This is a genomic window from Anaerolineae bacterium, assembly GCA_035529315.1.
Lineage (GTDB): Bacteria > Desulfobacterota > Desulfobacteria > Desulfobacterales > ETH-SRB1 > Desulfaltia.
This window is the reverse complement of sequence record DATKWZ010000047.1, coordinates 19,817-34,460: the sequence shown is the minus strand read 5'-3', so window position 1 is coordinate 34,460 and position 14,644 is coordinate 19,817. Positions and strand designations below refer to the sequence as shown.

Genomic DNA, 14,644 nt, shown 5'->3' with positions numbered 1-14,644 from the left:
TCCTCCTGCTTCCACTAATGCGTCGATCAAAATTTGACACCAAGCCCTACAGTTGAAATTAGACCGGAATCTCCCTCGCTTTTGCAGTTTAAGACTTAACGAGTTTGCGACATTTGGGCAGTTTGGAAAGTATATCCTTTCTTATTTTTGGAAATGGTTCGCTCGGATACGCAAAAACGAACCCCTGTCCCAAAGCTATGCCCATATCCAACAATGTTCTTAACTCAGCTTTGGTTTCAATTCCCTCAGCTATCACACCTACGCCTGTTTCATGGCCAAATCTGTTTAAGGCCTTTACCAGTTGCTGTTTTACATTGTCCGTGTCTATGCCGCGAATAAGGGACATATCAATTTTCAAGAAATCCGGTTTTAACTCAATTATGGATTGCAGAGTCGCATAACCCGCCCCTGCATCATCGATCGCTATTTTAAAACCTAAAGCTCTAAAGTATTCAAGGACACTTCTAAAGGCTGAAAAATCGATTATGGCCGATCGTTCTGTAATTTCCAGAACGATTTGATCCGGGGTTAACTTTGAATCAAGCAAGAGGGTAGAGGCTGCTATTTGTCTTAAGTCCGGATCATTTACCGAGCTCGGCTCAACATTCAAAAAAAGCATGCGTCCCGGAGCAATATCACACGCTGCAGCTAAGGCTTTTTTTCTACAGAGTCGGTCAAGTTCGATGATCAGGTCGCTTTTATAGGCCATCTTGAACAGTTTATCGGGCCTTTCAAATTCCCCTTGGCCCGTTCCCCTGCTTAAGGCTTCATATCCAATGATCTTATAGTCCGGAAGCCTTACTATGGGGTGAAAAAGGGTATGGACTTCTTCCTCTTTGATTACCTTTTTAAGTGCGTCAAGCCTTTTTTTAGCATCTTTGTCTTTTTCAGATGCCGAATCTTGAAGGGCCTCCTCCAGGACTGTGTAAATTTGACGCTCGAAGCGGATTTCTTTATCGTAATTCAGGATCGCACTTCCAACGTAGCAACCAAATTTTTTAAACAATGCATAATCAAGGGAGTCGCGAATGGCATCGGTAATTTTAGAATTTATCCTCTTTTTAATCTTTAGGAGGTCTTCTTCTCTAAGTTCGGATTGCTTGCGAGGCGGCGAAAGGAGGATGGCAAAAGTGTTGCCGCTTATCATAAGCTGTGATATAACATCAGCGCCTCTAAGCGCTCCTCCGATTAGTGAATTAAGGATATCAGCTACCATTGCCATTACCTTGTCGAAAATTTTAAAGCCATAAATCTCCTCAATTCTGCTGTACTTCACCACATCTATGCAGAGCAGGCCCACTTTGTTGTTGCTTTGCAGTATTTTTTCAATATCCTTTAAAAGGAGAGGAATAGTTGGAAGACCTGTAACCCTGTCGTAGAGTAATTCCTCCAAATTCTTTTTTTCTTTTACGAGCTTGTTTAACTCAATCCATGATTTTAAAGTTGTAGAATCTTCTTTTTTCAATACCGCCTCCTTTTTTGGGATGAGGCCTAAAAATGTTAACAGTTAATTAAGCCGCTTTCTTTCATCTCAATACATTCACACTTCTCAGGCGAACAATAATGCATATACCGCTCAAATCGGCCACCCAATCGGAGCGAAGCAACGCCGGTTTTTTTACTAAAGGTAATGTCTTTTTGCTCTTGCCATCCTCTTATATGCTTTTCCCCTTAAAAAGGTGTTTTACATCACAAAAACACCCTTATTAAGGCCTTATATGACGCTACATTTAAATGATTTGTCCACAATATCAATAGGTTCTCATGGCCCGACTCCCATGAATACAATTAAGCGAATATACAAGTCAATTTAATTTGTTATCTTTTCGATAAGTTACCTTATTAATTGCCACGAAAAACATGAAGAATTTTTCTTTATCTTCGCGTCCTTCGTGTTCTTGGTGGTAAAAAATATCGCTGTAAGTGCCTCTGAGTTTCCTTAACTCATCTTAAACTTATTTTATCCTTTACAGGCCGCTGCCGCAATCATTGCCTGGCCGAGAGAAATCCCCCCGTCATTAGCCGGGACAAGGCTGTGTGTTATAACCTGAAAACCTCTTTGCTTAAGCCCTTTTATTAAACCTGATAAAAGTATCGAGTTCTGAAATACCCCGCCACTTAACGCAACACGATTCAAACCGTTTTCCTTTCTTATAACTTCACACAGTTCTGAAAACAAGGCAATAATGGTATTATGAAATTTGCCGCTTATTGTTGAGGGACTTATTCCCCTTTCCATGTCATTAACTATTCCGGATATTATGGGCTGAAGGAAAATCCTGTGAATCTCCCCTGATGCCCATTCAAAGCTATAGATCCCTTTTGCCTTTTTATCAGCCAGCATTTCAAGTTCCATAGCAGCCTGGCCTTCAAAAAAAACAGTATTTCTGATGCCGACAATTGCTGCTACTCCGTCAAAAAAACGCCCAAGGCTTGAAGTAATGGGAGAATTTATCCTTTTTGAAATCATCTCAACAATAAATTTTACCTTGCTGTCATCAAGTTGCCCAAACAAAGGAAGATTATGACAGGCAAAATCTTTTCCAAAAGCATCGTAAAGATAACTTACGGCCATACGCCACGGCTCTTTTATCGCTGCCCCGCCTCCGGGCATTGGAACGTATGACAGGTGCGCCGCCCTTCTGAATTCATTATCTTCGACAACGAGTATCTCCCCCCCCCATATATTGCCGTCGGTTCCATAACCTGTGCCGTCAAAGGAAAGCCCTATTACCGGACCATCCAGCCGGTTTTCCGCCATGCAGCTGACTATATGTGCGTGGTGATGTTGAACAGGAACCTTTTCAACATCCTCCTGTTCAAGCGCGTATATTGTGCTCAAATAATCAGGATGAAGATCATGGGCAATAATCTTGGGATTAATATCAAGTATCTGTTTCATGTGATTAATGGTTAATTGAAAAAACTCATATGTTGCCTGATTCTCAAGATCCCCGATATGCTGGCTTATAAAGGCATTATCCCCTTTTGTAAGGCAAACAGTACTTTTTAACCCCCCACCGCAGGCAAGTATCTGGCCAACCTTTTTCTTCAAAAAAACAGGAACAGGAATATATCCCCTTGATCGACGCATAAACCTGGTCTGGCCGGCCGTATGTTTTACTATTGAATCATCGCTTCTCAGGTATATGTCTCTATTATGTACGAGGAAATAATCCGCGATTTCTAAAAGCCGCTTAAAAGCATCTTCATTATCAATACAAATCGGCTCTTCGCTCATATTCCCGCTGGTCATAACCAGAGCAGTAAAATCGTGGCTTAATAAAAGGTAATGAAGAGGTGTATAAGGAAGCATCACTCCAAAATATCTGTTTCCCGGTGAAACATTTTTTGCCGGTGAAACGTTTTTTGTTGATAGAGGATTGGGCCTCTTTTTTTTAAGGATGACAATAGGGCGATGTGACGATTTAAGAAGAGCCTTCTCCTTAGCTTGCACATGTGCATATTCGCGGATATGTTCAATATCGCATGACATTATTGCAAGCGGCTTTTCCTCGCGATGTTTTCTGCTTCTGAGCGTGCCGACAGCATCATTGTTTGCGGCATCAACTGCAAGATGGAATCCTCCCAGGCCTTTTATCGCAACAACATAACCCTGCTTTAAAAGCTGTGCGGCTTTCTCAATCGGATTTTGAGAAATTATTTTTTTTCTTTTATTATCAAAAAGATCGACATGAGGTCCGCACTTTTCACAGGCATTTGGCTGTGCGTGAAATCTTCTGTTGCCTGGATCATCATATTCAGCCTCACACATTTTGCACATTTTAAAATGTTTCATCGATGTTTTTGGACGGTCATAGGGAATATCTGAAATAATGGTATATCTGGGACCGCAGTTTGTACAGTTTATGAATGGATAGTGGAAACGACGATCCTCCGGGTCGAACAGCTCTGTGAGGCAGTCGTCGCAAATAGACACATCAGGCGAAATAAGGGTTGAGCAGGCTGACCGGCCGATGCTCTTCGCAATGGAAAATTCCTTGAAACCTTTAACAGGTTCAGGATGAATCAAAGTATCTGTGATATGGGATAGAGGCGGGCTTTTTTCAGTAAGATCGCGGCAAAATGATTCAATATTATCTTTAGTGCCTTCTATATGTATAACCACACCGGATGAGGTGTTTGCGACATTACCTTTTATTTCATATTGGCTTGCCAGTTGATAAACAAATGGCCGAAAACCAACGCCCTGTACTATTCCGTTAATATTAAGTCTGTTAGCAATATAATTGTATGTCATGACATTCTTATAGTCCATAGAACCTGCTGCGCAAAAGAATATAAGGCATTTCCTGCTTATAATTCCATGGAGCTGTTAAGCGTCTCCGTAGCCCTGGCAAGCAGATCCAACCCTGTTTTATCAGTTTCACACACAAGTCCGACCAGGCTAAGGGTGATCTTCAGGCGGACTTCATTTGTCTCAAAAAGCCTCTTCTTTAATAGATCCTGCAAGCGATTAGAGACTGCCCGGGCCTTTTGAATTGGGATTTGAGGCATAAGCATGACAAATGTCCGGGAATCAAGCCGGCCCAGTGTATCGCCATTTCGTACTTGGCCGGAGAGGATTTTACCAATGAAATAAAAGACCTGCCTTTTGGCATTGTAGACCGAATCGTAGTTCGTCATATCAAATTCGACCCTCATGAGATAAAGTGAGAGGTCGCCACCGTATCGTCGTACTCGTTGGGTTTCCATCTCCAGTATTGCCAGAAATCCATTTTTGTGATAGAAGCCTGTCAGGTCGTCCAGAAGAGTTTCCTCTAAAAGGGAGTAATTTGCTCTTTCCAATCGGTCGCAAAGGATAGCCAAAAAATTTAAGAAAAATTTATTGGCGGTGGGTGGATATAACCATTGCAGCCTGTGGATCATCTTCCAATTGATCTGCAAAAGCTCCACCGGTTCGGTTGCAATCACCGTGCTCGATCGCCGGATAGAGCGGAGAAATCCCTTTTCACCTACTACATCACCGACTCTTATGCGGTTGACCACTTTCTGCATGCTAAGTTTGCGTTCTTGATGTTCATTAATTAAAGGAATAATCTCATTCATTGCGCCGGAAATGACCGCATACATGGAATCGCTGGAATCTCCTTTATAAAACAGCACCTCTCCGGAGTCGATCTTTTTAATAGCTCCGGCCATAAATACATAATGAACCTGTGTAGGAGACATACCTTTGAAAAGCGAAATTCCATGATGGGGATCCTTTCCGAGTTTCAATCGTACCAGATCCCACAAAGTCACCAGGTTTACGTGCAGCATTAAAGAAGGGAGAAGGATCATATCTCCAACCAGGGCCGAAATCATGGTGATCATCATCATGACGCCAAAAATCGAGGTGGGCTTGAAGCTTGAATAAGCGAGGATGGAAAAACCCACGCTAATGGCAAGTGTGGTGAAAATAATCGGCCGCCCCATCTGTTTTAGTGTTTCTTTGAGCGCTCGTTTTTTATCCAAATCCTTTTTAAACTCTCGGTTGTAACGAACAAGATAGTGAATCGTGTCGTCCACCGCTAATCCTATGGCAATACTGGCTATAAGGCTGGTTGCCATGGAAAGATCGATTCCGAACCAGCCCATTATCCCGAAACAGACAATAATCGGAAAAAGATTTGCAGCAATAGCAATAAGCCCCACTTTAATCGACAGAAAGAGAACAAACATGATTCCGAAGACAAGAATAATTGTGAGAGAAAGACTCTTGATCTGCCCCATGGTCAAAAGCTGGTTGCTTGCGGAAACAACAACACCAAGGCCGGTTACATCCCACGCAAGATCCCCTGAAAAATTTTGTTGGACGTGTGCAAGAATCCTCTCCCGTGTGCGAAGAAAATCCCGGGAACTCGAAATATGGGTCAACAGAAGAATATTTGTCTTTGAAAGGTCTGCATCCATGAAGTGTGAAAGCATGTCCTCTCCTAACATGATTTTATAGTTATTGATCAACATGCTTACCTCAAAAGCCTCTTCAGGGATGGTGTAGTACTTGGGGTCGAATTGGTTGAGGGCATAGTTGACCAGCTTTATGTAGTCGGCAAATGATACGGTTTTGTCTACTCCTGGAAGTGTTTCAAGAAATTTCTGGACGTTTGCAATTTCAATAAGGCTTAAGGGGTCTTCGAAATAATCTTCATTTTTGCTTTCCATAACTAAATTAATCGGAAAGCTTCCGGACATATCCTGGTAGATGTCATGAAAGTGGCGGCTTACAGGGATATCTTTCTTAAAATATTCCATTGGATTTGTCTCAACCCGTATACGAAAGATGCCGACAATACAAAAAACAACCAGAACTGCGATAAGAGGCAGGGTGATTTTCTGATGATTAAGGTTAAGGCTTATAATTCTGTCAATAAAACGATCAAAGAAACGATCGGTTCTATTGAGGTCCGTCTTCCTCTTCCCTGGCAAAGGGATGAGAGCCAGCGCCGCCGGGAAGAAGGTAAGGAGAATAACCATGAGACTGAACATGCCAAAGCAGGAAAAGATGGCAAACTCGCGGATGGCGGTGATTCTGTTGACAAAAAGAGAGCCTATTCCAATAGCCGTAGTAAAGATGGCCATAATGGTTGGAAATGTTATGTTGTAAAAGGTTGAAAACACCGCATCTGTCTGGGAATCGGCATGCTGTGCGCAGACTAAATACTCGGAAACGATATAAAGACAATAAGCCGCCCCAATGGCGATAAGAAATACCGGAACGATCATGGTCAGCATGGACAAAGGGATATGGATCAAGGCCATGAAGCCAAATGTCCATACAAGCGCGAGCATCACACATGTGATAGGAAGAAGAACGCCCCGAACATTCCGGAGCACAAAGAAAAGAATTATGGTGATGAGCAGTAAGGTAATTGGAGTGAGCCGGAAAAAGTCCTTTTCAGTGAACTCGGCAAGAGCCATGGAAACCAGCGGCATGCCGATCTGGTAAACGGAAAGGTCCCTGGGCGCGCCTGCGATTATCTTCTCTACGTCCTTGATAACAATTTCGTTTCGGGCTTCCTTTTTCAAAACCAGGGTCAGAACGGTTGTCCTACGATCCGCTGAAATAAGGTTTTTTTGAAACAGGTCTACCGGAGCTATCAGATCTGCGAATTTTTCCGGACTCCACCTTCGGGTAATATCTATGTCATTCTTGATGCCGGGAAGACTGATTACCCTTCTCACCCCTTTGATTCCGGAAGCAGCCTCCGCAAGATATTCAATCTTGCGAAAGGTGGAAGGATCAAACACGTTCTTGCTTTTGACCACGACCTGGATAATTTCGTCGGAACCGAATATCTTTTTGAATGCCTCATACCGGGATGTTTCAGGAATATCTTTAATTACCAGGTCATAGACAGAAGTACGAAAAGACAGCCGGGGGATATGCAATGCAAAAAAGAGAGTGACAGCCAAAATAACCAGGATAATCGTCAATGGCCGGTTAAGCACCCTTTTCAGCATCTCATTAAAAGAAAAATATTTTGAAAACCGGTTTGGCGGTGGCTTACGATGATCCATATAAGATCCCGACAGCAGCTTTTATGTTGGATTTAGCCTACTCTGCATCCATTAGAGCGGCTGCTTCTTTGAGCAGTTGTAAAGTTTCCATAGCAACAGTTTCATCAATTTTATGCAAAGCAAAGCCGGCATGAACGATAACGTAATCTCCAACCTTTGCATCCTCAAGGAGAAGGAGGCTGACCTTTCTTTGAACGCCATCAACATCTATCGTTCCTATATTATTTTCAATTTTTATGATTTTAGATGGGATTGCAAGGCACATATACATTGCTCCTTTTTTGATACGATACCCCCAAAGGATCAAGCTCTGCAAGAATCATTTCTATCATTTGATCAACTTTTGTCTGGACTGCTGGAGTCAATTCAATACTAAGAGTGTCGATATCCTCCGGCTCTACACCAAGTATTACAGTTTTCGGAACCTTATCAAGCGCCTGACACATGGTTAAGGCTTCTAAAAAATCCACCTGGTGAAGCGAATTCTTTGCCCGAATGCGCTCCGTAATTGCATTTCCTTCCAGACGATACAAAGAACCGGGAAGCCCTTTATTCCGAATAGCATCGACAACAATAAGATGATCAGCCTCGGAGATTACTCCCAGAAGATTTAGCCCAAGAACGCCTCCATCAACAACCGAAACATTATCCGGGAATTCGTAACGCTCTTGAAGCCTTTCGATAACACGCACGCCGAATCCTTCATCAGTAAAAAGAATGCAGCCCACGCCTAAGATCATAATATGCTGTGAGTTCTTTTTTGTTATCTTTCCCATAAGTTATTTATCCTGTCAAGTTAAGGAACAGCTTTTCTGTAATTATAGCAAAATCGGTTTTTTCAGGCAACAAGTAATCAAAGGCGAGATCTCAATAAAAGGCAGGGATGAAGAGTTAACCTCCCAAAGCCTCGCATTCAAGCAAGGCCCTGGGAGGGAAATAGTTAAGTTGTTAGCTTATAGTACCTTAATCTTGTATACCTGGTTGGACTCAGGATCAATTATATGAACTCCACAGGCTATGCAGGGATCAAAGGAATGAATGGTTCGCAAGACTTCAATCGGACGCTGTGGATCCGCAACCGGCGTACCGATAAGAGCCTCTTCAACCGGTCCTAACTTGCCTTTTTCGCACCTTGGTCCAAGATTCCAGGTCGAAGGCACCACGTACTGGTAGTTTTCGATCTTCTTGTTTTTGATCTCAATCCAGTGCCCTAAAGACCCTCTGGAAACATCATTTAATCCTACGCCCATAGCCTTGTCCGGCATTTCCCATGGCTGATATGTCTTAGTATCGCCATTTTTAATATTTTCGACCAGCTTCATAACCCATCCAGGCATGGCATCGCCGATAACTATTGTCTCAAGTCCTCTTGCCGCCGTTCTTCCAAGGGTTGAGAAGAGCGCTGTTACCGGAATATCGAGTTTCTTCAATGTGCTGTCAACCACGGCTTTTATATCTTTATGTCCTTTTGCATAAGCAACGAGCACCCTTGCCAGAGGACCTACCTCGCATGGCTCGCCATCATAGCGAGGCGCTTTTAACCATGAATATTTACCGCTATCCGGTTTATATTTGGGATCTTCCTTGAGCGGTTTTGTTTCGCCTTTATAAGGATGTTTTGGGCTGCCTTTCTCATACCATGCACGGGCAACATGTTCTGTAACCTTTTCCTGCATTGCCATTTTTACACCGGCAAGATCCCGTTTCATGATCACGCCCCTCGGCATCAACAGGCTTTCAGGTTCCTCATCGCTTTCAGGAAGGTCTCCCCATGCCAGAAAATTTGTGGTTCCGCCGATTGCTCCCCACTCCTTGTAAAATGAGGCAACAGCCAGCAGATCAGGAATATAGACATCCTTGATAAACTTCTGGGTCTCTTTTGCAATATACAGAAATTCAGCTATACGATCAGGAGTTAAGTCCTTTACACACGTTACGCCTCCGACAACAAGCGACTGTAAATGCGGATTCTTTCCGCCGAATATAGCATGCATTCTGGCTGCTCTGGCCTGGACACGAAGCGCTTCAAAATAGTGCGCTGTAGCCATCAAATTCGCCTCAGGCGGCATTTTATATGCCGGATGTCCCCAGTAAGCATTATTCAGTGGACCGAGTTGACCGCTATCAACAAAGGTTTTAAGCCGCTGCTGGATATTTTTATAATAAACCGTGCCGCCAAACGGAGCGTTGCTCACATTATCGGCAAGCGCGGCTGTTTTGGCCGGATCGGCTTTTGTAACTGCGCTTACAACATCTACCCAATCCAGAGCATGGAGATGATAAAAATGAACAATGTGGTCATGCTGGAACTGTGCTCCGTGAAGAAGGTTTCTGATTATACGCGCATTTTCAGGTATTTTGACGCCCACCGCATCTTCAACCGCTCTTACTGAAGAAAGAGCATGCGTATAAGTGCAGACTCCGCATGAGCGCTGGACAAAATGTTGAGCGTCCCGTGGATCTCGCCCTTTGAGAATCATCTCGATTCCCCTGAACATCTGACCTGAACTCCAGGTGTTTACAACTTTGCCTCCCGCCACCTCTACTTCAATACGAAGATGGCCTTCTATCCTGGTAATTGGATCTATTGTTATTCTTTTACCCATATTATCTCCTCCCTTTTTTTCTTAAAAAGGATTATTATTTGTTTTTCTGACTACATTTCCTCATAAAACGGGCTCATCTTGTCCCAGAAATCAGGTTCACTGCATCCAATGCAGGGATGCCCTGCTTCAACAGGCCAGCTCGTGCCGTCATTGAATTTTGCAGTTGGACAATTGTTAAAGGTTTCCGGCCCCTTGCAGCCCACTTTGTAAAGGCAATAGCCCATGGCCGCCTCTTCTGAACCAAACTCGGTAACAAATTCGCCGTTTTCAAAATGTGATCTTCTCGGGCACTGATCGTGGATGGTTTTACCATAAGCAAAGAGCGGCCTGCCCAGATCGTCAAGAGCCGGAAGTTTGCCAAGGAGGAGATAATTAACCACTGTGCCGACAAGATTAATCGGATTTGGAGGGCATCCTGGAATGTTCAATGTTTTAATGCCAAGAGCATCTCCAACACCTTTGTATCCGCCTGGATTAGGTTTTGCCGCCTGGACGCCACCATATGAGGAACAGGTTCCCATACAGATAACGGCAGCAGCCTTTGGGCAGACATCTTTTGCAATTTCCAGAAATGTCCGGCCACCAATTTTTCCATAAGCTCCATTGTATTTTGTAGCAATCGCTCCCTCAACAACGCATATGAACTTTCCATTGTATTTTTTAACTGCTGCGCGAAGATTCTGTTCTGCCTGGTGTCCTGCGGCAGCCATGATGGTTTCATGATATTCTACGGAAAGAATTTCAAGAACCAGATCGTCCGGATATGGATAAGTGGATCTTAAGAACCCTTCGGAACACCCTGTACATTCACCGAAATGAAGCCAGATTACAGGCGGACGCTGTGCCGGGTCCGCAAATACCTCTGCTACCTTTGGAACAAATGATGATGAAAGCCCCATGGTAGCTGTAAGAAAGGTACAGTACTTCATGAAGTCTCTTCTTGAGACCCCTTTCTTTTCCAGCCTTTTATAAAATTCACTTGTTTCCTTTTTCATTGGCACCTCCTTGATGCTATTATAAGGTTACAATAAATACTGTCAATAAGTTGATAATAGTTAAAGCCCTCTCAATATCTACGGCATTAAAAAAGACATGTAATAATGGCTGAAGTAATTTAATTTATTGAATAAAAATTTTTAACTCAACTCATAATATAAGTCAAGAAAAATAATTTGTTGCTTTGAGGAAAGGTATTGCATTTTTCAGGGACAACTTTACTTTTATCAGCCACCTAAAAAGCTCCATAAAATTGCCGCCGCAATTGCTGAACCAATAACACCTGATATGTTTGGAGCCATGGCATGCATCAAAAGAAAATTTGAAGGGTCTTCTTTCTGACCGACTATCTGAACTACGCGGGCGGAATTAGGAACAGCCGATACGCCGGCCGCACCTATAAGCGGATTTATCTTTTGACGCAGGAAAAGGTTCATGAATTTTGCGAAGATAACACCCGCTGCCGTTGCCACGGCAAAGGCTGAAGCGCCAAGGATAAAAATACCTATAGACTTGCCGGTCAAAAAAACATCGCCCTGTGTGCTCGCTCCAACAGCTATGCCCAGCAATATAGTTACTGAATCAATAATAGAAGAGCGGGCTGCCCTGGCAAGACGTTCCGCCACTATACTTTCCTTTAAAAGATTCCCGAAAAAGAGCATGCCGAGAAGAGGAAGCGCGCCCGGAGCTATGAAACAGCAGAGCAAAAATCCAACTATGGGAAAAATCAACTTTTCTTTCTTTGAAACCTTGCGAGATTCTTCCATCCTTATAAGCCGTTCTTTGCGTGTGGTAAGCAGCCTCATGATGGGTGGTTGGATTACAGGGACCAGCGCCATGTATGAATAAGCTGCGATTGCAATAGGACCTATCAGCCGCGGAGCAAGCACGGCTGTAAGAAAAATAGCCGTAGGCCCGTCAGCCCCTCCAATAATGCCTATTGATGCAGCCTCATTCGGAGCAAAGCCAAGTGCAAGAGCCCCTAAAAAAGTTGCAAAAATTCCCAGCTGGGCTGCTGCTCCCAAAAGGATCAACGATGGACGCGCAAGCATTGCAGAAAAATCAGTAAGAGCTCCTACACCTAAAAAGATTAATGGCGGATAAATATCATGCATAACGCCATAATACATGTAATTTAAAAAACTGCCCTTTTCATAAATTCCGAGTCCAAAATCCCTGATCACAGGAATATTACCCATCAAAATACCAAAACCGATCGGTATCAGAAGAAACGGCTCATAACCTTTTGCTATTCCCAAATAAATAAGCACAATACCCACTAAAATCATTATAATATTCTGATAGCCGGCAAGCGCGAAACCTGTATTGGACAAAAATTCTATTAACAGATTTACCATTGATTAAATCTTGCTCCTCTCTTTCATTCGCAAAAAGTGGTTTTTCGACTTTTTACGAGCTTGTCTTCGTTGAGATTTTAATATTTTTTTCAACATCATGATTCCAAAAGAAATAGCCATTTCCGTCAGGAATTATCAGTTTTGCCTGAAGTAAATCGTTAACACTTGAGTGTGAGTGCAGGAGTCCGCATTTTTTAGAAAAATCAAGAAGCTTTGGCAACGAAAACGGTTCGCCCATCTGATCAATTAAAAGTTTAAACTGCCGGGCAGACTCTTTAACATTCTTTGGCAAAACCGGATCAGACACAGTTGCTTCTGATCTGTGTTTTATCTGCATAAATTTTTTTATTCGTTGATAATAAGCATATCTCTCATCCCATAATTCAAGAACTTTATGGATTTGGGAAATAGCAAGAGAAAGTATTATAAGCCCTGTAAAGACTATTGAAGTCCCTAAAGCAGCCAACTGCCAGCCGTTATGTGCTGATATTGCATCTAAACCGTACAATTAACACCTCCCTGTGACAAAAGGCTGTCTTGCTGAAATAATTTGATTGATTTTTTTCATAATCTTACCGCCCAGGGCCGAATTACTCTCTATAAGACGCAATAATTCCTGTCCGGGTATTGATATAACATCCCCATCTGTCAACGCAACCGCTGTCCCGGTATAATAAAAAGGGAGGATCAGTGTTGATAATCCTATAATATCACCCTTATTATGTAAAGTATATGATCTGCCCTCTTTAAAGAAGACCATAAAATTACCTGATAAGAGAATGAAAATACTATTAGCCGTATTGCCTTGACGCGTTATAACCTCCCCTTCTGTTACCCTGATCCGGCGCATCAAGGAGGCAACCTCTTCCAGCTCGGCATGTGAAATATCCTCAAAAAGATTCAAAGAGTCGATTATATTAATATCAACAGACATTATTTCATCCTTATAGTAACTGTTTAGGTAGCCACAAAAAGAACACTGCCCTAATCTTTATGAATTCGTAAAAAAACTAATTCATCAATTTTGGCGCCTTAGTGCCCTGGTATCTTGTGGTTATCTTTTTTAAAGAAAAAAGGCTCTGTGGAAAAACAGGCAAAAACCGGGAGATGATCCGAGTACCCTTTTCCAAGATGCCTGCCCCTGCCTTTCTTAGCCCTCTGCCATTGATAAATAGCTTTCCCCTTAAAAAGGTAATCAGGGTCAAACTTGTCAAAGGAATTATCTATATATGAGATTCCCTTTTCATCATAAAGCCCTTTGGACACGATAATACTGTCTGGACTGTTTTTATCACCAAAAAAATTATATGACCAGCATCTTTTTTTATCGATTTCAAGCCACAGATTATACAGATATTCATTATCTGTCTGTTCCAGCAGGATCTTTTCATCGACCAATACAGAATCCATGTTGGTTCTTAAAATATGATTAATCCCGCTAATGCCGCCGGTATCATTTAATTTAGCAGAATTTCTAAAGGTTTTGTATTCATTGTAATTTGAATTAAAATCACCTGTTAAAATAAAGTCAACATTATCTTCTAATTTATCAAGCTCCTCCTTAAGCGCTTTAGCATAAACTATTCTGCTGCTTTCAGGGTCTTGTTTTGATTTCCAGTGATTGACATACAAAATCAGGTGATTACCTTCAACATCAAGAGTAACTTTCAAAATATTTCTTGCAAATTTATTATCAACTATTATTTCCTCTTTCTTAACAACAGGGAACTTGGATATTACAGCACATTTAACTGTTGTGGCCTTTAAATCAGCAATTGCAAGATATGGATAATCAACGCCGAGATCCATTAGTCTGCTGCGCAGATAAATAAGAGATTTTTTTGACTCGACCTCCTGTAATGCAACAATATCAGCCTTCAGGTCGTTTATTACCCTGGCAATATTACGAGCCTTAATATCGAGCATATCCCTGTTCCAACCATAATCGGTATTCGGTATATACCCGGCATATTCGGTCCCGTTATTGGCAATATCAAAAAGATTTTGCACATTATAACTTGCGATCTTAAAGTTTTTTGCCTCTATTGAATTGACAAAACTAAATAAGATAACAAATATTGATAAAATTGTTGTTTTCATATATTAAAATACGTTTAAAGGTTCTCAAAAAGGTGAACCGCAACAGCAAGTGCATCCCCC

Annotated in this window: 11 protein-coding genes; all 11 read right to left on the bottom strand. The window is 42.2% G+C overall.

The features are described from left to right. Positions 1–88 precede the first annotated feature (88 nt). Positions 89–1,465, bottom strand: a complete 1,377-nt coding sequence (locus VMW78_09010; protein ID HUV51141.1) for a bifunctional diguanylate cyclase/phosphodiesterase — start codon at positions 1,463–1,465, stop codon at positions 89–91. Between the two features lie 495 nt (positions 1,466–1,960). Beyond that, positions 1,961–4,279, bottom strand: coding sequence for a carbamoyltransferase HypF (gene hypF, locus VMW78_09005; protein ID HUV51140.1), 2,319 nt, complete (start codon positions 4,277–4,279; stop codon positions 1,961–1,963). Between the two features lie 38 nt (positions 4,280–4,317). Then, positions 4,318–7,524 (bottom strand): MMPL family transporter, encoded by a 3,207-nt coding sequence (locus VMW78_09000; GenBank protein ID HUV51139.1) that lies wholly within the window; start codon positions 7,522–7,524, stop codon positions 4,318–4,320. 37 nt (positions 7,525–7,561) lie between these two features. Continuing rightward, positions 7,562–7,789 (bottom strand): HypC/HybG/HupF family hydrogenase formation chaperone, encoded by a 228-nt coding sequence (locus VMW78_08995; protein HUV51138.1) that lies wholly within the window; start codon positions 7,787–7,789, stop codon positions 7,562–7,564. Further along, positions 7,767–8,300 (bottom strand): HyaD/HybD family hydrogenase maturation endopeptidase, encoded by a 534-nt coding sequence (locus VMW78_08990; protein HUV51137.1) that lies wholly within the window; start codon positions 8,298–8,300, stop codon positions 7,767–7,769. Before VMW78_08990 ends, VMW78_08995 begins: the two co-directional genes overlap by 23 nt. A gap of 177 nt (positions 8,301–8,477) precedes the next feature. Then, positions 8,478–10,130: a nickel-dependent hydrogenase large subunit gene (locus VMW78_08985; GenBank protein HUV51136.1), complete on the bottom strand. Its 1,653-nt coding sequence runs from the start codon at positions 10,128–10,130 to the stop codon at positions 8,478–8,480. 50 nt (positions 10,131–10,180) lie between these two features. After that, a complete protein-coding gene (locus VMW78_08980) occupies positions 10,181–11,125 on the bottom strand; it encodes a hydrogenase small subunit (GenBank protein HUV51135.1) in 945 nt (314 codons plus the stop codon). A 228-nt stretch (positions 11,126–11,353) separates the two neighbouring features. After that, positions 11,354–12,484, bottom strand: a complete 1,131-nt coding sequence (locus VMW78_08975) for a sodium ion-translocating decarboxylase subunit beta (GenBank protein ID HUV51134.1) — start codon at positions 12,482–12,484, stop codon at positions 11,354–11,356. A gap of 52 nt (positions 12,485–12,536) precedes the next feature. Then, complete coding sequence (locus tag VMW78_08970; GenBank protein ID HUV51133.1) at positions 12,537–12,992, bottom strand: OadG family protein; 456 nt, start codon at positions 12,990–12,992, stop codon at positions 12,537–12,539. Beyond that, positions 12,993–13,418 carry a Crp/Fnr family transcriptional regulator gene (locus VMW78_08965; GenBank protein ID HUV51132.1) on the bottom strand — a complete coding sequence of 142 codons (426 nt, stop codon included), beginning with the start codon at positions 13,416–13,418 and terminating at the stop codon, positions 12,993–12,995. It lies immediately after the preceding gene. Between the two features lie 98 nt (positions 13,419–13,516). Next, on the bottom strand, positions 13,517–14,584 hold the full coding sequence (locus VMW78_08960; protein HUV51131.1) for an endonuclease/exonuclease/phosphatase family protein: 1,068 nt from the start codon (positions 14,582–14,584) through the stop codon (positions 13,517–13,519). Positions 14,585–14,644: the final 60 nt, after the last annotated feature.